Origin of the sequence: Psychrobacillus sp. FSL W7-1493 (genome assembly GCF_038004905.1) — a bacterium.
Lineage (GTDB): Bacteria > Bacillota > Bacilli > Bacillales_A > Planococcaceae > Psychrobacillus.
In genome coordinates, this window is record NZ_JBBOSB010000001.1 from 2,335,050 (window position 1) to 2,358,617 (window position 23,568).

At 37.8% G+C, this 23,568-nt stretch carries 23 protein-coding genes; 3 read left to right on the forward strand and 20 right to left on the reverse strand.

From position 1 onward, the window contains the following. Positions 1 to 10: 10 nt before the first annotated feature. From deoB to MKX96_RS11840, 5 genes are all read right to left on the reverse strand, one after another. Positions 11 to 1,189: a phosphopentomutase gene (gene deoB, locus MKX96_RS11820; protein WP_251555962.1), complete on the reverse strand. Its 1,179-nt coding sequence runs from the start codon at positions 1,187 to 1,189 to the stop codon at positions 11 to 13. A gap of 72 nt (positions 1,190 to 1,261) precedes the next feature. Continuing rightward, positions 1,262 to 2,161: a site-specific tyrosine recombinase XerD gene (xerD, locus tag MKX96_RS11825; protein WP_169360827.1), complete on the reverse strand. Its 900-nt coding sequence runs from the start codon at positions 2,159 to 2,161 to the stop codon at positions 1,262 to 1,264. 68 nt (positions 2,162 to 2,229) lie between these two features. Continuing rightward, positions 2,230 to 2,670, reverse strand: a complete 441-nt coding sequence (gene fur / locus MKX96_RS11830) for a ferric iron uptake transcriptional regulator (RefSeq protein WP_169360826.1) — start codon at positions 2,668 to 2,670, stop codon at positions 2,230 to 2,232. Between the two features lie 85 nt (positions 2,671 to 2,755). Beyond that, positions 2,756 to 3,223, reverse strand: coding sequence for a hypothetical protein (locus MKX96_RS11835; protein WP_169360825.1), 468 nt, complete (start codon positions 3,221 to 3,223; stop codon positions 2,756 to 2,758). A 55-nt stretch (positions 3,224 to 3,278) separates the two neighbouring features. Continuing rightward, entirely contained in the window at positions 3,279 to 3,821 is a 543-nt protein-coding gene (locus tag MKX96_RS11840; protein ID WP_340883735.1) for an NUDIX hydrolase, read from the reverse strand. Positions 3,822 to 3,889: 68 nt separating this feature from the next. Here MKX96_RS11840 and MKX96_RS11845 point away from each other — a divergent pair, with 68 nt between their 5' ends. Next, entirely contained in the window at positions 3,890 to 4,786 is an 897-nt protein-coding gene (locus MKX96_RS11845; RefSeq protein ID WP_340883737.1) for an aldo/keto reductase, read from the forward strand. 157 nt (positions 4,787 to 4,943) lie between these two features. On the opposite strand, the gene MKX96_RS11850 is transcribed toward MKX96_RS11845, so the two are convergent. From MKX96_RS11850 to MKX96_RS11920, 15 genes are all read right to left on the reverse strand, one after another. Further along, positions 4,944 to 5,474 carry an ATP-binding protein gene (locus tag MKX96_RS11850; RefSeq protein WP_445678192.1) on the reverse strand — a complete coding sequence of 177 codons (531 nt, stop codon included), beginning with the start codon at positions 5,472 to 5,474 and terminating at the stop codon, positions 4,944 to 4,946. A gap of 74 nt (positions 5,475 to 5,548) precedes the next feature. Continuing rightward, entirely contained in the window at positions 5,549 to 6,106 is a 558-nt protein-coding gene (locus tag MKX96_RS11855; protein WP_340883740.1) for a hypothetical protein, read from the reverse strand. A gap of 584 nt (positions 6,107 to 6,690) precedes the next feature. Then, on the reverse strand, positions 6,691 to 8,316 hold the full coding sequence (locus MKX96_RS11860; protein ID WP_298472301.1) for an extracellular solute-binding protein: 1,626 nt from the start codon (positions 8,314 to 8,316) through the stop codon (positions 6,691 to 6,693). Positions 8,317 to 8,381: 65 nt separating this feature from the next. Beyond that, on the reverse strand, positions 8,382 to 9,254 hold the full coding sequence (locus MKX96_RS11865) for a carbohydrate ABC transporter permease (protein ID WP_298472299.1): 873 nt from the start codon (positions 9,252 to 9,254) through the stop codon (positions 8,382 to 8,384). A gap of 64 nt (positions 9,255 to 9,318) precedes the next feature. Continuing rightward, positions 9,319 to 10,215, reverse strand: a complete 897-nt coding sequence (locus MKX96_RS11870; protein ID WP_169360831.1) for an ABC transporter permease — start codon at positions 10,213 to 10,215, stop codon at positions 9,319 to 9,321. Positions 10,216 to 10,420: 205 nt separating this feature from the next. Beyond that, a complete protein-coding gene (locus MKX96_RS11875) occupies positions 10,421 to 11,062 on the reverse strand; it encodes a YesL family protein (RefSeq protein WP_340883741.1) in 642 nt (213 codons plus the stop codon). Between the two features lie 216 nt (positions 11,063 to 11,278). Continuing rightward, positions 11,279 to 12,685, reverse strand: a complete 1,407-nt coding sequence (locus tag MKX96_RS11880) for an extracellular solute-binding protein (RefSeq protein WP_340883742.1) — start codon at positions 12,683 to 12,685, stop codon at positions 11,279 to 11,281. A gap of 76 nt (positions 12,686 to 12,761) precedes the next feature. Then, complete coding sequence (locus MKX96_RS11885; protein WP_340883743.1) at positions 12,762 to 13,823, reverse strand: alpha/beta hydrolase; 1,062 nt, start codon at positions 13,821 to 13,823, stop codon at positions 12,762 to 12,764. Between the two features lie 12 nt (positions 13,824 to 13,835). Beyond that, the gene (locus MKX96_RS11890) at positions 13,836 to 15,635 is read right to left on the reverse strand and encodes a hypothetical protein (RefSeq protein ID WP_340883745.1); all 1,800 of its coding nucleotides are present in this window, start codon (positions 15,633 to 15,635) and stop codon (positions 13,836 to 13,838) included. A 12-nt stretch (positions 15,636 to 15,647) separates the two neighbouring features. After that, on the reverse strand, positions 15,648 to 16,883 hold the full coding sequence (locus tag MKX96_RS11895) for a DegT/DnrJ/EryC1/StrS family aminotransferase (protein ID WP_298472289.1): 1,236 nt from the start codon (positions 16,881 to 16,883) through the stop codon (positions 15,648 to 15,650). Positions 16,884 to 16,900: 17 nt separating this feature from the next. Continuing rightward, positions 16,901 to 18,571 carry a hypothetical protein gene (locus MKX96_RS11900; RefSeq protein WP_340883746.1) on the reverse strand — a complete coding sequence of 557 codons (1,671 nt, stop codon included), beginning with the start codon at positions 18,569 to 18,571 and terminating at the stop codon, positions 16,901 to 16,903. Between the two features lie 463 nt (positions 18,572 to 19,034). Beyond that, the gene (locus MKX96_RS11905; RefSeq protein ID WP_340883747.1) at positions 19,035 to 19,517 is read right to left on the reverse strand and encodes a hypothetical protein; all 483 of its coding nucleotides are present in this window, start codon (positions 19,515 to 19,517) and stop codon (positions 19,035 to 19,037) included. Then, positions 19,514 to 19,720, reverse strand: coding sequence for a helix-turn-helix transcriptional regulator (locus tag MKX96_RS11910; RefSeq protein WP_093496836.1), 207 nt, complete (start codon positions 19,718 to 19,720; stop codon positions 19,514 to 19,516). Before MKX96_RS11910 ends, MKX96_RS11905 begins: the two co-directional genes overlap by 4 nt. Before the next feature lie 249 nt (positions 19,721 to 19,969). Beyond that, on the reverse strand, positions 19,970 to 20,233 hold the full coding sequence (locus MKX96_RS11915; protein WP_169360811.1) for a YqkE family protein: 264 nt from the start codon (positions 20,231 to 20,233) through the stop codon (positions 19,970 to 19,972). 15 nt (positions 20,234 to 20,248) lie between these two features. Continuing rightward, complete coding sequence (locus MKX96_RS11920) at positions 20,249 to 21,433, reverse strand: acetyl-CoA C-acetyltransferase (protein WP_340883749.1); 1,185 nt, start codon at positions 21,431 to 21,433, stop codon at positions 20,249 to 20,251. Positions 21,434 to 21,543: 110 nt separating this feature from the next. Between MKX96_RS11920 and MKX96_RS11925 the strand changes: the two genes are divergently transcribed. Together MKX96_RS11925 and MKX96_RS11930 are read left to right on the forward strand one after the other, a co-directional pair. Then, complete coding sequence (locus MKX96_RS11925; protein ID WP_340883750.1) at positions 21,544 to 22,440, forward strand: hydroxymethylglutaryl-CoA lyase; 897 nt, start codon at positions 21,544 to 21,546, stop codon at positions 22,438 to 22,440. A gap of 9 nt (positions 22,441 to 22,449) precedes the next feature. After that, on the forward strand, positions 22,450 to 23,409 hold the full coding sequence (locus MKX96_RS11930; RefSeq protein WP_169360808.1) for an alpha/beta hydrolase: 960 nt from the start codon (positions 22,450 to 22,452) through the stop codon (positions 23,407 to 23,409). The last annotated feature ends 159 nt before the right edge of the window (positions 23,410 to 23,568 follow it).

Here is a 23,568-nt window from a genome sequence, read left to right on the forward strand (position 1 = left end):
TACACGTCCTTTATTTTAATAAAGATAGGAAGCTTTCACCAAATGCAGTTGGCTTTACATCAAAATTATCTGCAATTGTTGCTCCTATATCTGCAAATGTCATACGTAAAGGCAATTCTTTAATTTCTGTAAATCTAGGTGAATAAACAGTTAATGGAACAAATTCACGCGTATGGTCTGTTCCTGGCATTGTAGGGTCGTTTCCGTGATCAGCTGTAATGATTAATAAATCATCACTTGTTAGCTTAGGAAGCGCTTCCTTCAAGCGAGCATCGAACTCTTCTAGAGCCTTACCGTAGCCAATTGGATCTCTGCGGTGACCATATAAAGCATCGAAGTCTACTAGGTTTAAGAAACTAATACCTGTAAAGTCTTTATCCAACGTTTCGATAAATTTGTCCATACCATCCATGTTATCTTTTGTTCTAACTGTGGAAGTAATACCTTCCCCATTAAAAATGTCATTAATTTTACCAATCGCCATTACTTCTAAACCAGCATCTTGCAATTCATTCATTGCTGTACGAGCGAACGGTTTTAGAGCATAGTCATGACGATTTGAAGTACGAACAAAGCTTCCTGGCTCTCCAATAAATGGACGTGCAATGATACGACCAACTAAAAATTCAGGAGACAACGTCAATTCTCTTGCGATTTCACAAATTCGGTATAATTCTTCTAATGGAACCACTTCTTCGTGTGCAGCAATTTGAAGAACTGGATCAGCGGAAGTATAAACGATTATTGCTCCCGTTTTCATATGCTCTTCCCCTAGCTCGTCTAAAATCTCTGTACCACTCGCTGGCTTGTTACCAATTACCTTACGCCCTGTTTTCTCCTCTAAAGCAGTGATAAGCTCTTCAGGAAATCCGTTTGGATATACTTTAAATGGTTTGTCGATATTTAACCCCATAATCTCCCAGTGGCCAGTCATCGTATCTTTACCGACAGAAGCTTCTTGCATCTTCCCGTAATAAGCTGTTGGTTGATCTGCTGGAGCAATACCTTTAATAGCTTCAATATTTCCTAGCCCTAGCTTTTGCATTTCTGGCATTTTCAATCCATTCATTTTTTCTGCAATGTGTCCAAGTGTATGTGAGCCCACGTCACCGAAGGCTGCAGCATCTGGTGCTTCACCGATTCCGACAGAGTCCATCACAATGACATGTATACGTTTAAATTTTCCCATAATTTCTACCTCCTACTTGTTCTTTATTAGTGTACCAAAAAATCTCCGAAAATAAATGTCAGACCTCTGACATTATGCACGAGGATGGTATTGTTTGTAAACTTCTTTTAATCGCTTTTTACTTACGTGGGTGTAAATCTGTGTCGTAGAGATGTCAGCATGTCCTAACATTTCCTGAACAGCTCTTAGATCTGCCCCATTCTCAATCAAGTGAGTGGCAAAAGAATGCCGTAAAATATGTGGTGTAATTTCTTTTTTAATGCCAGCAGCAAGGACATGCTTGTTTAGTAATTTCCATATTCCCTGTCTTGTTAAACGTTTCCCTCTTTGATTGATAAAAATAGCATCTGTACGTTCTTTTTTGAGTAGTGCAGGTCGTGCATGTTCGATATAATTGCTACAGGCACGCAATGCTGCTCCACCAAGTGGAATAATACGTTCCTTCCCTCCCTTACCAAACACACGGACAAATCCCATCGACAAATGTAAATCCTCTAAATTTAAATTTAGACACTCACTTATACGCATACCACTTGCATACATAAGTTCAAACATTGCGAGGTCTCTCACTCCCTGCGGCTTGGACACATCAATGCTCGCTAAAAGGGTGTTCAACTCCTCAACTGACAAAAAGTTCGGTAGCTTCTGCTCTAGTTGAGGAAGCTCTAAATGAATAGTAGGGTCGGTTGTTGTCACTTTATCCCGCAACAAAAACTGATGAAAGGAACGGATAGACGAAATATGTCGAGAAACTGTTCGAGCTGATTTGCCTTGTTCCTTTAAATCTCTTAAATGTAAAATGATATGATGCCGTTCAACGACTGATAAACTACTTAATTGCTGTATGGTAAATATAGACTTTAAATATTCCGTTAAATCATTTTTATAGGAAACTAATGTATTCTCTGCTAGCTGTCGTTCTATGCGGAGGAAATGCAAATAATCTTCTAAATGAAGCAGACCCTCTTTCATCAAAAAACCTCCTATTAAATAATTATGCAATTAAAAAAAGGATAGCATATTTTAGCTATCCTTTTTGGTTATTTATCTTGGCAACGATGGCAGATCCCATGGAACGTTAAACGATGATCTTTTATAATAAAATTCCATCTTTTTTCCACGATTGCCTCTACATCCTCTAGCAAGTCCTCTTGAATTTCATCCACAGCTCCGCATTCGATACATACAAGATGATGATGAAAATGTGCAGCGCCTTCTTGTCTTAAGTCATAGCGTGATACGCCATCTCCAAATTGAATTTTATCTACTACATTCAATTCATTTAATAACTCTAATGTTCGATAAACAGTCGCTAGTCCTATATCAGGTGATTTTTCTCTAACTAGTAGAAAAACATCCTCCGCACTCAAATGATCTTCTTCATTTTCAAGCAATACTCGAACTGTCGCTTCACGCTGTGGCGTCAGTTTATAGCCCGCACCAGATAATTGTTTTTTAATACGATCAATACGGCTCTCCATATGACGCCTCCTTAACTACCACTATTATAACAAGAAGTGTTTTCTCATTACAAGAGATTCACATAATAATAATTATTAATAAATACTAATTATTAAATACGATAAATGGTAAAAGAATAAACTCTATTATAATAGTAATTATATAGAAGCCAAGTGTAAAGAGATTTACTCTTCTTGCCAATGCAAGTAATAGGATACAGTAGACGAGTTGAAATGGGAACCACCAAAATACATACGGAAAAGTACTTTCTTGAGTTTGCAGCAAAAAACTGGAACAGAATCCATAAAAGGTAATTTTGAATGCGCAAATGACTAAGATGAATCTTTGTAAGTAGCGATGCTGATAAAACAAGAAAAAAACGACTGCAATCATCAAGTGAGGAAAAATCGTCTCTAGGAAACTAGGTGGCCCTTCCAATAAGACTCGTGCATCCAAAAGGTTGATAATCCACTGCTGCTGTTCTGGTGAGCTACGTTCAAAAAGTATTAATCCTCCTATAAAACTAACAACTAGTACACAAAAAGATACGAAAATAGTATAAGACTGGTTCAACTTGGAATCCCCCCTATCTATTTTCATCTTATGCTTGTACTAGGTTCAAACATGCTTATTTTAAATAATCTTTTAACCAAATATAGGCGAAAGCTGTTTTTGCATCAAAGATCTGTTGAGAGATTACCATTTGTTCCATATCTTCAAGACTGACATGTAATAATTCAACGAACTCATCCTCGTCTAAATCAGCTGGATTCTCCATTTTTACAATATTTTCAGCCAAGTAAAGGTGTATAATCTCATCAGCAAATCCAGGTGAGGTTGCAAAAGATTGTATATACTTCAGATTACTACAAGTATAGCCTGTCTCCTCTTCAAGCTCTCGCATTGCTGTAAGCTCTGGGGCCTCATTTGGCTCAATTTTACCAGCCGGTATTTCAATAATAGAGCGTTCCAGTGCTTTTCTATACTGTTCTACTAAAATTATTTTTTTATCGTCAGTTACAGCTACTACTGCAACTGCTCCCGGGTGCTTCACAATCTCTCTTTTACCTTGCTTCCCATTCGGTAAAAGAACATCATCTACCTGTAATGTAATAATTCGACCAGTATATTTTAAATCAGTTGTAACTGTTTTTTCTTCAAATTTTTTCATTAATTTTCTTCCTCTCATTTGAATCTATCTAATTCTCATTGTACCATGTAGGAAAGGAAGTGATAATCTTGGAAAAAAGACAATTAGGAAAAAGTGAAATCTCTATTTCAGAAATCGGACTTGGTTGTATGTCACTACCCACAAACATTACAGAAGCCGAAAAGATTATTCAAACCGCAATGGAACATGGTATTACGTATTATGACACGGCAGATTTGTATGACCGTGGAGAAAACGAAAAGATTCTAGGTACTCTTCTTAAACCTCATCGTCAGGACATAGTTATTGCCTCTAAGGTCGGTAATCGACTAAACGAAAATGGTGATGGCTGGCATTGGGATGCCTCAAAAGAATGGATTCAAACGGCGATACATGAATCCCTAAAACGCCTTCAAACAGATTATATTGATGTGTACCAGCTACACGGCGGGACAATGGATGACAATGTGGATGAAGTGATCGATACGATGGAATCTTTAAAAAAGGAAGGCCTAATTAGAGAATACGGCATCTCTTCTATCAGACCGAATGTTATTAACCGCTTCCTACAAAAAAGCAATGCAGTATCGGTTATGATGCAATATAGCTTGCTAGATAGAAGACCAGAGGAGTGGTTACACTTACTGGAACAAAACGAGACTACCCTGCTTAGTAGAGGCTCGCTTGCAAAAGGTATGCTGACCGAAGATGAAGGTCTTATTCGTGCTAAAAAAGCAGGCGACTACCTCTCTTATACAAACAAGGAGCTACTAGACACTATAGGGGAACTAAAGTCTTTAAATGCATCACTAACTAGCATAGCTCTTCACTATGTCCTGCAAAGTGGCGCTGCAATCGTTGGAGCGAGTTCACCCGAGCAATTATTGGAAACAATCGAGGCGTATCAAGCTAAGATACCTGATGACTTACTAGCAAAAGCTTCTGAAATAACGAGAAAAACTACTTATTCAGAGCATCGAATATAAAAATAGCACTAGGCTCCTTGAATTTGTTCAAATCAAGGAGCTTTTCTTATGAAAAGGAGGATTATCGTAAATAATTGGTTGATTGTCGTAAAATAGCTTCTGATTGTAGTAAACTACTTTGTCATTGTCGTAATCTAGTAGATTATTGTAGTAATCCTTATTTTTTCTGCAAAAAGCTCTTTGTCATATCTACACGTTCTTGGACAGTATAATCTCCTTCTATCCGCAAAACTGGACAAGTCAATGTCTTCAACCAATCGTCGTGTAAGGCTCTACTTCTCACTTCCAATCCCGCATGATCATATAACCCAGCCCACTCCATAAACTCCTTGTATTGTTCGTGCTTGGGTCCACCTGCTAAAATGTCATTTCCGTATCTTTGAAATTCTCTTTTCTCTAGTCTTTCTAATCTAATTTCTGAAGGAATCCATAAAAAAATGACTACATCAAAATAAGTTTTTAAATCGTCTCCCCAACCACATATTGCTCCAGATAAGATTGAATTTCCATGTGAGTTTAAATCTCTTTCCAGGAGGTCTTTTCTTTCTTCCAGTTCTCTTATCTCCGTATATTTTGTTAACCAAAAATAATCATCTGTGTCCAAATGGGTCCAGCAAAGTTCATCGGATAATGCTTTCGCTAAGGTAGTTGTCCCAGATCCAGAAGCACCAAATATATGTATTTTCACTAGTTTTGTCCCCCATAACATCGTATAACGGCTCTTTAATTAGTTCTATAAGTAATTGGATGAGAAAGTAAAATTTAATTAGTTATTTTCCCACTAAAATGCCCACCTTCATAAACACCCTCTTTCCATAAAACATTTCCATTACTATCAAATGCTTCGATTTTCAATGGGTCTGGTTCCCCAGCATCTGCTTCTTCTAAAGCATCAAAGGTAACAAACCAACATCTTAATCCTTCAGAAATCTCAACAATTGTAGCTCCCTTCTCTATTGTTTTTTGCTTCACAAGCACGGTTGTAATTTGATCATTTGTGATAATTCCTCCAACCAATGTTAAAGGTACTTTTGGATTATTAAACATTGCCCAGTCCATACCGTCACCAGGATCTATCTCACCGTTTCCAGTATGTGTCCAATATTCATCAACCGACTTTTTATATCCAATACGGAATCCTGTTTCATCTTCATAAAACACAACTTCATAATCTTCCTTTTGCAGTTTATCCAATATCTCAGTTGATTTTGGATGTGGAACGCTTTCTATAAAGTCCTCCGTACTATTTATGCTAAAAGTATATGAGCAGCCTGTCTGTAGCAGTAACACTATAAAAACCAAAAGTAATTTTTTCTTCATTAATCATTCCCCCCTTTGCTATATGAAAGTATATAATAACTTTCTCGTCATTAATTTACGTATATCTAGAATTTTAGTTTCAAAATATTCAATAAATAAATTAGAGTTCAGCATTAGAAAGTTAAATTTCTTAAACGAAGTCAATATTTGTTAATTTCTAAAGCTTCGTTAAAGTTATTGGTTAATTTGATTAAAACTTCATTTTTTTATAGTGATTGTAAACATTACAGAAGTGACATTCAAATGACTATTAAGAACATAAATTTTGTTTATGCAAGTAAATTTATAAGCATTTTATCGATGAATTAAAGAGCCGTTCCCATTTATTGATTGGAGCACCAGACGGCGACATAAGCAGGGATAAGTGAGACAGATAAGACATCACAACCACGCGCGTAAGCGATGGGTGATGGCTTATCGCTCACTCCGCGAAAAAGCGTCCGGCTGGTACGAAAAATCAATTCTACTTTCTGATTTAAAGATTCCTTGCAACATTAATCAACCATACCCTTTTACATAGCTATTTCAAAAAAAGCAGCCCCAAAGTCTTTAAATGACTTTTGGAGCTGCTCTTCTATTTTATATTATTTCCATTCTCTTTCTGTGTAGCCCTTTGCCTTAATTCCTTCGTTTGTTTCCTTAATAATTTGTTCTCCTCCACGTTTCATGTATTCCTCAACCAAGCTATCCCATTCAGAGATTGGTCTTTGGCCAGCAATCATTTTTGCTTGCTCGTTCATGATGAATTGTGTTAAATCAGTGCCTTTCTCCTGATTTGTAGGAGACATTACTCCGTATGAAGGATCTACATAAAGCTTGTTAGATTCAAACATTTCCTGAAGAGATTGAACCATTTCCTTCATTTCTGGCATTTTGTAATCATCTGCATATGTGATATTTGCATCTTCTGGTACTTGCTCACGATTGTCTAAGAAGTAAGTCGAAGGTGAAAGTCCATCAGATGAGAAATTTGGCAATTGAACAGCCTGCCCATTTTCCATGTTATACCCTTTTCCTTCTCCACCTAAATAGAAATCGAAATCGGCGTTATCCGGATTTTTTGTATCCCTTGGGTAATATGTTTTACCAAAGTCAACCATTTCTAAAGCACGGAAAATCTTACCTTCGTCTCCAGCCATGTTAGCATTTAAAGCTAGAATACCTGAATAACCAGATCCAATAGTGAAGCCCTTGGACTTATCTGGAGCCTCAAAAGGAGGTATTGCTATTAAATGTGCATCTGGATTTGCTGCTAAAAGACCTTCGAAATAGGCTTCAGACATACCTGAAACTCCCCCAACAAAGATTCCAGCTTTTCCAGAGTAAAACTCCGTGTTCGTGCTAGCCCAATCAAGAACTGCAAAATCCTTCGTCATCGCTCCTTCTTTATAAAGGTTAGCAAAAAATTGGATCAAGTCTTTTCTACCGTCAGAAATAATTCCTGGGATGTAATTTCCTTCTTTATCTTGGTGATACCAAGCGTTAAAGTCCCAGTAAGTTCCCATATTAAAGTTCGGGTTAATATTTTCACCAATTGCAACGCCGTAAGTATCATCTTTTCCATTACCATCTGGATCTTCCTTCGTAAAAGCTATCGCTACCTTCTCCAGTTCTTCATAAGAAGTAGGAACTTCTAAACCAAGCTTATCTAACCAATCCTTACGAATAACTGGTGTTACAGGGTACGGTTGAGAGTAACGTGGAATACCATAGATCTTCCCGTTCACTTTAAAAGAGTTGTAAACGTATTCTGGGATTTTCCCTAGTGTGTCATAATGCTTAAGATAATCATCTAAAGGCAGGAATGCTCCCTGCTCTGCCCATTGATAAAAACGAGTGTCTGTTCCTGGAAATCCGATTAGGTCTGGCATAGATCCAGAAGCAACTATAGCAGACGACTTTTCAATATAGTCCCCCTGAGGAATAATTTCCGGCTTATAGTCCACGTTAAAGCGTTCATTTATCATATCAAGACCCGGGCTTTTCAGTGGTGGTGGATCACCGAAACGAAATGTCATTCCCGTAATCGTGTACTTTTCTGTATGATCAAACGGATCTACTGCCGTTTCCTCTTTGTTTGGTTCTGCACTATTTGTCTCTTTTTCCGGCTCTTTCGCTGGTTCAGTTTGGGCATTTTCATCGGTACAAGCTACTAAAATTAGACCAATGATAAGAATTAGAAAACCATAAAACCACTGCTTACTTCTCACATTAACCCCTCCATTACTATTTTGTCTGGTGTAAATAAATTCTCGATGTCCATTGCGATAGAAAGTCACCCCTTAACAGATCCAAGCATCACTCCTTTAGCAAAGTGTTTTTGTAAGAATGGATAGACGATTAAAATCGGTAAAGTAGCTAACAATATAGCAGCCATCTGAACGGTTTCGGGAGGTGGAAGATTTTCCAGCATTGCTGCATGCCCCCCTAGTGCCGCATTAGGCTCATTGACTATTACAATTTGCCTTAAAATTACTTGAATCGGCCATTTTGCAGGATCATTTAAATATAGAACCCCTGAGAAATAACTGTTCCAATGACCTACTGCGTAAAATAAACCGAATGCTGCCAAGGCTGGCTTCGACAAAGGTAAAATAATGCGAGTAAATATTTGGATATCGTTTGCACCGTCTATTAATGCCGCCTCTGTCAGTTCCTCTGGAATTCCTTTAAAAAACTGTGTAATAATGATCAGATTAAATGGACTAATCGCCACAGGAATTATAAGAGCCCATAAGGAATTTAATAATCCCGTTTCCTTTACAATAATATAGGTAGGGATCATCCCTGCTGAAAATAGCATCGTAAACAATACTAGAAATAGAATTGTTCGTTGCCCTAAAATATTTCTAGTTAGCGAGTAAGCCATCGTCGTAGTAAAAAATAGATTTACTAATGTTCCAACGACAGTAATATATACCGTTACGAACAACGAACGAATAAATTGATCAGAGCCTAATATATACGTATAAGCATCAGTCACCCATTCCTTTGGCCATAACAAGAAATCACTATTTAATACATCACTAACACTAGAAAACGAAACCGAGAAAATATATAGAAAAGGAAAAAGCATGGCTCCTGCGATTAATAAGAGAACTGTACCATTGAAAAAATCCATTACTTTTTCCCCTGAAGACCTAAACATGAACATACCCCCTTCCAGATGATAGTCTTCCATAAAGACACGTCAACTTGAATCTTTCAAATGGTCAATATAGACCTTCCTCACCAAATCGTTTAGCAAGCCTATTTGCAAGAACCACTAAAATCAAGCCAATTATTCCTTTAAATAGACCAACAGCTGTTGCAAAACTAAAATTCGCCTGCTGTATTCCTTTAAAATAAACATACGTATCGAGAACATTACCCGATTCCATATTAAAAGGATTTAGCATTAGAAAGATTTGTTCAAAACCACTGTCCATCACGTTTCCTAAACGAAGGATTAATAAAATAACAATCGTACTTTTTAATGCAGGCAATGTTATATGCCAAATTTGTCTCATGCGACTCGCACCATCCATGACAGCTGCCTCATATAGATGAGGGCTGATGCCGGATAAGGCAGCTAGAAACAATATGGTACCCCATCCAGACTCCTTCCAGATGACCTGCAATACAACAATCGGTTTAAACAGCGCCGGATCTGTTAGAAAAGGGATAGGATTCATATCTAGAAAAGATCCAAGAAAGTTATTTATTAAACCTTCACTTCGTAGAAAGATAACAGTTATTCCAACTACCACAACCCAAGAAAGAAAGTGAGGCATATATACAACAGACTGCAGAAATCGTTTATACATTTGGTTTCTTAACTCATTCAGCATAAGTGCTAAAATAATGGAAATAGGAAATGCAAAAATAATTTGTAACATGGAAATCTGAAGTGTATTCCAAATTACTTGTATAACCTCCGAGTCTTCAAAAATGGATTGAAAGTGTTTTAATCCAACCCAAGGGCTCTTAAGAAATCCTTGGAATGGACTATAATCTTTAAATGCTAACAATAATCCAATCATAGGAATATATCGATAGATTAAAAAGTAAAGGGCACCTGGCAAAAGAAGTAGCAATAGATACCGATCCCGCCACAGTTTTTGCTTAATAGAATTTTTATTTGGGGGCTTTGGTTTTTCCTTGACGTGAGCTACTGTCGGAACAACTGTCTCAGCGTCTTTATTTTGAGTAACAATAACTTATTTCCCCTTTCCTTAAAGCTATTTACCAATTTGTTTACCTGTATAATACCTGTATTTATTTTACCAATTTTAGTTTAAATTTTACATTTATTCAATATTTTTCTAAAATTATTTATTTCTTATATTCAATTGGCTCTTGCTGTTTTGATTCAATAATTTTAAACAGTTTATTGGATAGAAATATTAAAGTAACGCCTATTAAACTCCCACTATAAAAAGGTATGAGTCCAGGAATTTTCATGACTAAATAATAGGGGAAATAAAAACCTAAAACCATGAACACCGCAAACAAAGGATGAGCCAAAACGATATAAATACAATCCTTGAAGTACTGGGAAAGCTTCATCTGATAACCGACATAAAGTGGAAAAGCATACAATAAAGCGATCAAATAAATTATACCTAATATAAAGAAGAAAAATGATGCTATTAAGGCTGGTATATTTGGAAGGCTACGAAAAAACTGCAAATCTACAAAAAGAATAACGCCTATAATAAACCAAATATAACCATAGATATTAGAATTCAACAATTCTTTTCTATATATATCCTTGAAGTAACGAAAGGTTTTTATATCCTCTTCACCATAGCTCCATTTGCGTATAACCGATAGCATAGCAACTGTAGCTGGGAAAAACCCTACAACGCCTAGTCCTAAGATGATTCCGCCTAACCAAAGGATGTTTATATAGGCAAGCCGCATTCCCCAGTCCATGTATCGATATAGCGTTCCTCTCCAGCCTGTCAGCTCCATACCATTCACCTCTTGTTTATCTAACCTTTTAAAGATTAAATCTTCTCAATCTAAAATCTTCATTCATCTCAATTTATTTCTTATTACTTTATGAATTCATTGAAAGAATCATACTTTTTATACAATAGAATTCATATTCTTAGGCTAGTGGCTTGAGAATTTCAATTCCACCTCTTGTACCAATAAATGATTATTTACCTTTAAAACTACTTAATCTTATTCTAAAAGCTGTTGAATTCTTTGGCATGTTTCCTCTGGTTTCTCCATATTTGCCCATAAAAAATGCATTTCTCGTTCAATTAACTCAAATTCTTCAATCGTTAGGTGTAAATCCTTGATCGTTTTAGCGTCTGGCATCGTTTCAATAAAGGCATTGTAATGCTCTGGATGAATATCCGGCTGGAGGATTCTATTGTCTTCTGCAACCTTTCGCAGCATTGGAATCGTACATCCATTTTTCTTTATCAATATTTGTGCCTCTTCACTAACCATAAAATCGATCAGTGCATGTGCGGCTGGCTTATTTGGACTATCTACATGGACACCAAGTGCCCCTCCAAGTAAAAGTGTGCCTACATCTTTATTTTTAGGCGGTGGAATTACATCCCATTGTATCTTATGGTCTCTGAATTCATTCATAAAATAATAGGTAGTTAAGATCATCGCTGCCCCTTCTCGCATAAACAGGTTCTCAGCGAGGTCATTGCTACCATGTGAAAAAATAGGGGAAACCTGATGTTTGTACATTAAATCTACACAAAACTCTAACGCTTCTATATTTTCCTTACTGTTCATCACCGGCTTAGTTCCGGTTGAATCTTTAAAGCTTCCTTTATTTTGTAATAGAAAAACTGGCCATCTGTTAGTAGAGGAGGAAAAACAAAAACCATACTCATTCACTAAATTATCCTCATTTAGTTCATGTGTTGTTTTTCTGGACACCTCTAACAGATCATTCCAATCTTCTATATGAAAATCGTTTAGGACGCCTGCTTTTTCAAATATGCGTTTGTTGTAGCAGATCATTACTGGCGAGAAAACAAACGGGGTAACATGCATTTTGTTTTCCGTTGAAAACATTCGAAAAACTTGGTGATAACTATCCTTCATCGGATCTATATGTGCTGGTAAATAGGGGTCTATAAGATCTAAGTGATCCGTCTCCATCAGCTGTCTATAATGATAGTCTGAAACCATAAAAACGTCCGGGCCAGTACCATGTTTAAACGACTGCATAAGGTTATAAACGTACTGATCATTAGGTAAGATTTCGAGATTTATCTTAATATAAGGATTCAACTGTTCAAATCTCTGAATGATTTGTTTAATAACCTCAATCTCATAGGAGTTTGAAAACCAACCAAGCGTTAATGTTTGCTTTTGTGTATCATCAGGCAGGGTTACCCGGTTTCCCTTTCCTGCTATTTTTTCTATAAGCCCTTCTTCCACTAGCTCTGCTAACGCTTTTCTTATGGAAACTCGACTAAGCGCATATTCTTTACTTAATGTATTTTCTGGCAATATAAATTCCCCAGGTTTAATCTTCCCTGTAATAATCTCTTGTTTTACCTCATGGATAAACTTGTTATAACGACTTTCAAAGTCACTTTGTCGTTTTATCAATGCTTACAACTCCCCTGCCAAAATTGGCGCTATATAAAGATATGAATCTATCATAACATGTGCAAGGTTGGTAGTTTTATTTCATTAACCATTTATCTAAAAATAAGTAAGCTGCTTGCCTAATTTCATAGGGAAAGTCATGACCCGAGTTCCCTATTAATGTTTGGATTTTTTCTGTACAATCCATCCACTTATACAATGAATTTAGTTCAAAAAGTCCTTCAGCAGCTGGTTTCCAATGGGGGAAAATAGAATCATTTTGCCCCATCCATAGAAAAAAAGGAGTAGGTGACACTAATGCAGCTATTTCAGTAAATTCAAAAGGAACCTTATCATCATTTATGTAGTTACTTAACTGGGGGATATGACTAAACCAATCTCGTTTTCCCCAACGATGTAACTCCGGATCTCCTGCAAATGTTGAAAATCCACAACTACATACTACTGCCTTTATTCTACGGTCTACGCCAGCTAAAAAGTAACCGTTGTAGCCTCCAAGTGAGTGTCCGATCACCCCTATTTTATCGCTGTCTACACAATTTAAGCTCTCTAATAGACTTATTCCCTGCTGATGATCCACAAGCATTTTAGCTACTGCAGACCAGTTCGGATATGCGGCGTCAAAGCTTGCTGTCTGAAAAGGCTTTTCGTCCTGTCGCACCCGTTCTCCAGCTGTTATCGTATCTGGGGCAAGTACTACATAGCCTCTCTTAGCAAGCTCAAGTCCATATTGTCTGTTTTGCCGTCCCTCTGTTGTACTTACATCATCCTTCCCGTTGTCGCTCGTTGGATGAAGCGCAATAACGGAGGGATATTGTTTGTGACTAGAGTTCAAAACCTCTATGGCGTCATCTTTAGTAGAAACCTTTTTGCTGTTACTTCCTTTCGGTATTAGCAGGTTTGCTGGAACCATATCGTCGAAAACAGTGTCGTACCTTATCTTTATTAAATAGTAATCTTCATACGATTTCCAAGAGATTATATCAAAATGTGTTTGTACTAAAGGTGGGACCCCACCAATACATTGTAACCAAATTTTTTCGATTGCATCTCTTTTGTTCTCCCAATCTCTTTTACGTTCCATTAATCGCAAAAGAGAAGGCGCACCCTGTTGATGTAAAGTGGACAATGCATACATTTCTTCACCCCATCATTCTATACTTACACTATATAAATGACTGCCACTACCATAGTAAACTCTTCCATTAAATAGAACAGTACCACTGCTCGCTTTAGCTTCTAACCCTTTCTTAAGTATTGGTTCGGGGCATGGTTGCTTAACATCAATCGCAATAAGTGCGTTTGACATAAGACAGTAAAGCGTGTGATTAGGCTCGTCATAAACGAAGCCTGAACGAATAGGTTCCCCATAACTGGATAGATCTTTTCCGGAAAGAATAGAATTCATTTCAGTATCCCATATAAAGTACATTCCTAGCCCAGTAACACCATGCACCCGATTATACATATCTGTATAAATAGCAATAATTTCTCGTGTTCCATTAAAGGGTACGAAACTGCATTTTAGTTGCATGGTTGTTCGATCAAGCACATATAAGCGTGCATCCTGTTCTTTTGATACTGCTCCTCCAGGTGCCTCTACACTTGTGCCCCCTATAATATCTCCGTTACTGAGCTCACTAAGACAAATAGTACTGTGAAAGGGTAATATATCTTCATTGCGTATTACGACCTGCTTTTCTGTATCCATATTATAAATTGCCAAGGCACCACCAACTAGTCCATAGCCCGGAAACCCACCCCATATTACTTCTTTCGTTCCACTCAAGGCAAGGGCACAGCGAGGTCGATGAATCTGATCCTCTTCTAAAACTAAACGAGGAATAGAAGATTGCTGATCTAAATCGTAAACATATAGCTTTCCACCTGCGTATGCCACTCCCACTAACAGATTTTCATGGGAAGCATAGGCACAAATATTTCCTCCCCCTCCCTTTTCTAGTGCTCCAAAATTTTGAAGAGAGTTTTTGGTTGGATCATACCGAAAAAATTGTAGAGGGTGCATGGACGTACCATAGATAAATCCGTTTGGAGCGAGAAAAAGACTTGAAAGTTCCGCTCCCTCCGAATGGTATATTAAATGAATCGTTTTCTGTATCCCACTATCCTTATGACTAATTTGAACAAGCCCTTCAGATAAGCTGTAGTGCTCGATCTGATAATTTGATTCATTTGGAATGTGGACTTTTTGAAATCCTGTTCCTATAAAACTAGAAGGTGCAACGTCCGCTGCTGGATTACATTCTCCCTGAGAAAACTTTAGCCACTGAGAGGCCGTTAACACATTCTTTAAGTCGGATGCCTCTATGTGTCCATAGACAGTACCATCGTTTCCAAGATATACATAGCCTGCTCCCTTCTGCCTTTGATGAGAGGAAAGCAAACTCTTTTTCTGGCCAGTTATTAAATGGTAGGCTATTATATCTCTTTTCTCAGTTCCAATTCCCATATAAGCCCATCCGTGCGTATCAAGAGCTACTGTTCCTGGATATTTTTCCTCGGCATGCATAGAGCCGTAATCTACAACATGCTGCGATTTGCTATCATAGGAAAGCAAGTGACAGTGAGGGTATGTAGTGAAATAAATCATTCCCTCACTGTCCTCTGCAAAGCTAAAACCGACTATTTCCTCACCATTCTCTATTACTTGATAATCCACAAAGCACTCTTTGAAAGGGTCTAACACGAGCAGCATCTTACCTGCCCCCGTATAAAATAAGCCTCCACTATTAAATGAGGCAAAAGGGTATTCTTTATTTTCCAGTGGAAAGAAAACTTGCTTGCTTGTTCCTTTTTCTAAGTCGATTATTAACACAAAGCCCTTGGCCGCAATTACTAATTTACTCGCTTGTTCCTTCGTACATATAGCAGCTGTTCGCTCCTCCTCCGCGACAACCGGAGTTCCATGATCTATAAGTTTGTTATACATATAGGCTCTCCTTTAGACGCAATAATGGGCAGCTACCTTATTTAAGGCAGTAATCATATCCTCTATATCATGATCACTAAAAAACTCATTTATATCTAACCGTATCGCTGTCTTCAAAATTTCTTCAGCATTTGGACAGCTACCGGCTTGATAACTATACTCACCTAGACTAAAAGGATATTCGCTATTTAAGTAAGCCTGTTTTTGTTGGAATAGGCTTTGTGCGTATAACACTTGTGGAATGTACCCTGGTGAATTTGGAATACCCTCTGCTGTAAGTGCCGCTGAGAACTCTTCACGGGTGCAGCTTAACACATCTAAGTCGAGCGTTAGCATATAAAACCAGTAGCTGCACCATCCCCCAGTTGTTATTTTCATTGGCCGTATGCCCTTGGTATTCTGTATTCCACTACTCAATCGTTCTCCAAGCTTATTTCTTCGCGTACATATCCAATCCAGTTTTTTTATCTGCGCAATACCAACAGCACCTTGAAGTTCTGTCATACGATAGTTAGGTGCCAGATATTGAATATCTTTTACAACTTCCTTGTCATGTCTTTTATAGTTTTTATCTGCAAATGCATGAGTGGTAAAGTAATCTTCCTCTTCCCCGGAATTTACAGTAACAATTCCGCCATCGCCTGTAGATATATGCTTAAAGTCGTTTGTACTAAAGCATCCATAATCACCAATTGTGCCAGTTAAGCGCCCTTTGTAAGTAGTGAGATAGCTTTGGGCACAATCCTCTATCACTTTTACATTGTACTTTCTAGCAAGTTCCATAATGGAATCCATGTCGCATGGGTTTCCAGCAAGATGAACAACAATAATCGCCTTTGTTTTAGGTGAGATTACCTTTTCAATGGCTTCAGCTGTCATGTTATAGCTATTTGGCTCTAAATCGGCAAATATAGGTATAGCGTTCTGATATAAGATACCAATTACAGTACCCTGGTCTGTAATTGGGCTAGTTATGACCTCGTCACCGACTGTAATACCAGCTGCTCCTAGAGCAACATGCAGCGCAGCAGTTCCAGATGAGGTAGCCACACTATACTTCACATGATATAAATCATTAAAATCTGCTAAAAATTTCTTAACCTTGCTACCGAAATGATAAAAGAGTGTATTTTGCTCTAGTGCCTCTAGTAGCTCCGTTGCTTCCTCCATCCCAAAGCGTTTCCCAGTTCCGAATGGAGTCGTTTTAACCTTTTGCCCACCTAAAATCGCTAAAGTGTTGTTTTTCATTTTTAGACCCTCCAACATTACGCTTCCTTTAAAAGGTGATTTGTAGCAGAAACCATCTTACAATGCAGCCCAAAACGTTTGACCGTTTGTGCATCTTCTTTTGGAACGGGCATTAGAATAACGAGCTTATCGGCAACCGAATTTTCACTAAGTACCACACCATTCTCTTCAGATACTTCTATAATTTTAACCTGACGTCTTACTCTTTCCCAATCATTAATTTGCTTACTAGTCCAGAACGAGAAGCCTTGCTGCCTTGCCATACGGATTAGTTGGATAATCGCTTCGCGTACTGGCGGTTGCTGATAGATGTGGATTTGATGAAATAGGAAATGAGCAACTCCATTCACTCGTTTGACTCCTTCCAAAAATGGTTCGATAACCGTCGCATCCGCTAACGTATTATGGTTCAAGTCTTGGGTCAGAAAACCAATCTCTAGCACATCATACATTCGATTTTTTTCATCGGCCCAAGCGATAGGGAAATAAGGCTGACACGTGCCAAATAAGAAGCCTATGTTTCCTCTTTTGCTAGGACCTCTCGATTGATCAGCCTGTATTCCATATTTCTCACACCAAGTAAAAAATTCTCCCCAGCCTTCAAACCTCGTATAGTGATTTTTATTGGACGTCACTTGTTCTATACCCACTGTCTGCTGCAACCAAGTAAGCTGTGCATGAAAGGCACTTTCTGACCAAATTCCATTATCTGATTCTAATGCATTATAGTGTAGAGCTAGCTCATGCCCATCTGCCTTGATTTGATTGTAAATAGAAGGATTATATCCAGGCACAATCATACACCAAGTCGATTGCACGCCTTCTTCCTTTAGGGTATCTAACGTTATTTGTGCTGATTCGTCCACGTTCAAGTCACTATCATGAGAGATTAAAGCAACATGTTCTACTCCTGCTGGCCAATAATCAATGAAAGGAAGCGTAAGATTTTTATCGAGAGCACACTTTACCAAATGCTCTATTAACGCTTCTCTCCATAAATCAGCATACGGATGGGGAAAATAAGGCATACCTGTTTCAGTAACCGTTCGGTCTAGGTCCCAATCGAGCATAAAGCCGTCGTCCGCCTTTAATATCTCCTCATCCAAGTTTGCACTTCCGTCGGGAGCAGGAACTCCGTCTTCTGTTATAGGAGCAGTACCTTGCTGTAAGCCTACAATTGTTTGGGGAATAGAGACGGCCCAGCGTTCAATGGTCCCTTTTCCATATTTAATTTGAAGAAGGGCATCTCCATTGCCCTCTAGTAACGCTCCAAATTGTTGGATCTCTAACTGATCTCCAAAATAGACCCATGGATCCGCGTGTAAATAACGAAGAGACGTTGACTGGTTAAGAAAAGAAGAAAGCTCTGCATAGCCTATAGCAGGAATAGAATGGGAACTGAAGCCTAACCTTTCTTTTAGACAATGAAGATCGCCATATGAAATTACTGTACCTCCATTTTCTACATAATCTAAAATTTTAGTTTTAGCAGCTTCTGTATTAGGGCAACAAGCCACCATCATTAAATCAAAGGAGTCAAGCTCCTCGATTGAATCTATTTTTTTATAAGGCAGTCTTACATGATCAAGAATCTCTTCCAAATAGCGGTCAAATACATTTTCCCCTTTCTTCCACTGTTTTTCGGTTTCCTCTCTATCTAAAAGAATCCCCACTTTTGCCATCCTCATTTAACGGTCACTCCTCTATAAAAAGACATGTATATTACCTGTCTATAATATTGTTATGATAATCATAGTATAACTGGGTATTTTTATCAATTAGTTATTTGAAAATTTTATAAACTTTTATAGTCGTAGGATGACGTTAGCTACAGATGGTTTTAAAAAGGAACAGAAAAAAGAGCTTAGAAATATATCTCCAAGCTTAATAGATTTTAATGCTGTATTTTTTGCTTAATTGAAAGTTCATAATAGAGAAGAAATTCGAACCCAGTAGTTCTCCGCTACGGTGGACGCTTTCCTGGGGGCACGTGGCCTTAGCCTGTAGTCTCTCCCACGCGCTAGGAGTCGCAACCTTCTCTACGAACAAAAAGATTGTCTTACAAGAATCAGCTGGCTTCTTAAATAAATAAACCGTGAAATCAAGCTACAGATTTCACGGTTCTTTAATTTATTTTTCTCTCAACCTCATTCACTTATAATATTCAACGCACCATGCTATAGCATAAGCTATGCTGGAAGCAACTATTGTTCCTGCAAATAAATAGATAGGAAATGCAGGATGTAGATAAATGTAATTTGTAGAAAGAACCATAATCAACATTGCAGTAATTGCACTCAATGTAAAAGCAACATGAGAAGCTCTGGATGCTTTATTGGTGATGCTCAGCTCCCGTTCATCTCCATCTTGAAATTCTCCAAACTTCAAAAGGATGTCTGCCCTTTTTTTTGACTTCAATCTTAGAGACAGAATTGATTGAAGTATCATTAATAAAATACTGAGGATAAATGGCCACCAACTAAATTTTACTTCCACGTTTATAACTTCACCGTTTGACAACCCTCTATCAAATTCATCCATCAACCAGATGTTTTCATAAGCAAACCCCATTGCAAATGCAAGCACCCCTATAATAATGATTTTGCTGATACTTTCAAATAGAACAATCTTCATTTGCCATCCCCCTTGAAAAAGATTTTTTCAATTGGCTCCTGAAACACTTCCGCTATATTCATCGCGAGTAACAGCGATGGCACATAGGTTCCTTTCTCCAGCGAGACAATAGTCTGACGTGTTACACCTACTTTTTCTGATAAGTCCTTTTGCGTAAGGTTGGACCTTGCTCTCAGTTCTTTTAATCGATTCTTTATCTCCATTTATTACCTCCGCTGCTTGTTAATTACTTTTAATGTAAAGTAAACCAGACATAAAGTAAAGTATTTCTTACATTAAAGTGGAGATAAATATAAGTTCATATAATCAATTTCTAGTTCATAAGTTAAATAACTTTAGTCCTCTGAAGTAAATTACCTGGTCAGTATCGTTATAAATTTTCACTCATTATGATTCAAAAATAGCCCCTAAAATTTTGCTGTCCGCAAAATTCTAGGGGCCATTCATTTTTTTTAGAACTTAGAACCACCAAAGCCATACTCATCGAGCAATTCTTCGAAGGATTTGTTTTTTTCTTTTTGTTTCTTTTCAAAAGCAAGCTGTGCCTGTCTTTCTTCTTCCTTCTCTTGCTCAGCTGTTACTAATTGCTTCTTAGTTTCTTTTAACTTAGCAAGCACATCCATAGAAAGCTGATCTGAAAGAGAATTCCCATCTTCTTTTACAGCTGAAGATTTAAAGTTAGGCTGTTGCTGTCTTTTTTGTTTCTTCTTAGCCAATATTATTCACCTACTTTATGAGCGTTTCACAATAGTGGCTACTCCTTGTCCTCCACCTATGCAAAGTGTCGCAAGCCCCGTTTTAGCATCTCTTTTCTCCATTTCATGAAGTAAAGTAACGAAAATTCGAGCACCACTTGCACCGATTGGATGACCTAAAGCAATTGCTCCACCATTTACATTTAGTATATCATGATTGAAGGCAAGCTCTCTATCTACTGCTATAGATTGAGCAGCAAAAGCTTCATTTGCTTCAATTAGCTCGATTTCACTTAAGGATAGTTTTGATTTATTCAACACTTTTTTCACTGCTTCCACAGGTCCAATTCCCATCACGCTTGGATCTACTCCAGCAGATGCATTAGCAAGAATTGTAGCTAATGGTTTTAAGCCTAGTTCCTCAGCCTTTTGTTTGGACATTACGACAACAGCTGCTGCGCCGTCGTTAATACCCGAAGCATTTCCAGCCGTGACTGAACCGTCCTTTTTAAAAGCAGGACGCAAACCAGCTAGCTTTTCCTCTGTTGACCCTTTTTTCGGATATTCATCCTTATCAAAGATAACAGGCTCGCCTTTTCTTTGAGGAATCTCAACAGGAACTATTTCATCCTTAAACTTGCCAGTCTCTACAGCTTCTGCTGCTCTTGCTTGAGACCGAGCAGAAAATTTGTCCTGCTCCTCACGTGAAATGTCATAGCGGTCACAAAGATTTTCTGCTGTTATTCCCATATGGTAATCGTTAAAAGCACACCATAGACCATCAGAAACCATACTGTCTACTACTTTTTGATCGCCCATTCGGAACCCTTCTCTAGCATTTTTTAATAGATATGGAGCTTGACTCATATTCTCCATACCACCAGCAACAACTATATCTGCATCTCCAGCAATAATCGCTTGTGTTGCCAAATGTATTGCTTTAAGACCTGAACCACATACTTTATTTATGGTTAAAGCCGAAACGGATTGTGGTAAACCTGCTTGTATAGAAGCCTGTCTAGCAGGGTTTTGTCCAAGACCAGCCTGAAGCACATTCCCCATGATTACTTCATCCACTGATTCCTTAGAAACTCCAGCTTTTTCTAAAGCCTTATCAATTACAATTGCTCCAAGCTTTGTTGCCGGAACATCCTTTAGTGCGCCTTGAAAAGAACCAATAGCAGTTCTAACTGCACTTACGATTACAACTTCATTTGTCACGTGAATTTCCTCCTTCATATCCCCTATTTTCAATAAAACTATGAAACAAAAATTTTAAAATTTGCTTGTTCAACCAACCTTTCTTTACAATAAAAGAGGGAGGGATGAATATGTATAGTTTACCAAAAAAAGTGACAATTATCGAGGTAGGTCCACGGGATGGTCTACAAAATGAAAAAAATGTAGTACCAACTGATGTAAAGCTGTTATTTATCGAGCAACTTCAACAAGCTGGGGTAGAGGAAATGGAACTAAGCTCCTTTGTGTCACCTAAATGGGTACCACAAATGAGTGATGCAAAAGAAATTGTTACAAATGCGAAAAAAGTGGGTAGACAATTTGTACTAACACCAAACAAAAAAGGAATAGACCTAGCATTGGAAAATGGAGCTAAAAGTGTCGCTGTTTTTGTTGGCGTTTCAGATAGCTTTAATAAAAAAAATATTAACAAAACTACTAGAGAAAGTATGAATGAATTAAAGCCTCTTGTAGAAAAATTAATAGAAGACGGATATTTTGTCCGTGCATGTATTTCCACTGCTTTTTATTGTCCTTTTGAGGGTGCAGTCGATCCGGAAAAAGTAACTGAACTATGTAAGGAATTTGTGTCATGGGGTGTACAAGAGCTTAGCGTGGCGGACACTATTGGAATGGCGAATCCAAAAGAAAGCTACGCACTTTTCCATACGTTAATAAATGTGTTTCCTCATACATTAATTACTGCCCATTTTCATGATACTCGCAAAATGGGTATTGCCAATATATTTGCAGCGTTACAAGCAGGTGTATCTCGATTCGATACTTCGGCTGGTGGTTTAGGGGGGTGTCCTTTTGCACCGGGTGCAACAGGCAATGTAGCAACTGAGGATGTCGTGAATATGCTACATAAAATGGATATTACCACTAATATCGACATAGATGAATTATTAAACGCTGTCGACATAATTTCTCCTTATGTGTCCAGACCAATTGAAACAGGTATGTATAAACTATTTAAAAGCAAGTAGGTGTTGACCTTGAGAAAAAGAGTAATTGTTTGGACGAGTATTTTTACAAGTATTATTTCTGCTGTTGCTACTATATTCGGCTTTTTTCTTACAAACAAACTTATGTATATGAAGAAAAAAGAAGATGATTTTATTTATAACCGGGAGCTTACATCCAAACGATTTGATGAAGCTTGGTATACAGCAGTAAATAAATTAGAGCGATGGATCCCCTCTAAAAACGGATACTCACTTAAAGCGATTTTCATCGAGCCATTAGAAACGAGTAACTACGTTATTATTTGTCATGGCGTTACAGAGAACAAGATCAATTCACTTAGATTTGTTAGGATGTTTGAACGACTGGGATTTAATAGTGTTGTATATGACCACCGTAGACATGGGGATTCTGGTGGAAAAACGACAAGCTTCGGTTATTATGAAAAAATGGATTTACAGGCTATTGTGGAAGCCGTTAGAGAAAGGGCAGGTGAAAATGCAGTTATTGGTATACATGGAGAATCCATGGGCGCAGCCACCACCCTTCTCTATGCTGGTTCCATTGTGGATGATGCAGATTTCTATATCTCCGATTGTGCATTTTCCAACTTTGAAGAGCAAGTGTATCACATTATGACTCAAACAACCCCTCTTCGTTCAAGCTTAGCAATCCGATTTGCAAATTTTTTCTTAAAGTTTCGAGATGGGTACACCCTGAATTTAGTATCCCCCATTGATGTAGTAGACAAAATTGAAAAGCCTGTCCTATTTATTCATAGCCTGGAGGACGATTTTATACTACCGAAAATGACTGAGGACTTATATGAAAAGAAAAGAGGTCCAAAGATGTTAAAGCTATTTGATATTGGGGCTCATGCTAAATCGTTTAATGAGAATAGCAAGGAATATGAGGAAATCGTCTCTGATTTCTTAAAGCAATATGACCTGCTAGGAGAAGAGAATCCGATACAAACTTTTACGAATAACTGATTCTAAATTTTTCTAACAGATAAAGAAGATGACCTTTAATACTTGGGTCATCTTCTTTTAATGTAGCTGGACATTGAACATGATGATCTTAACGCTCATTTCATGGAAAACGTCCGCTAGAAGCTTAGAAATCATTTCCATTTGGTTTTTAGATAGTAT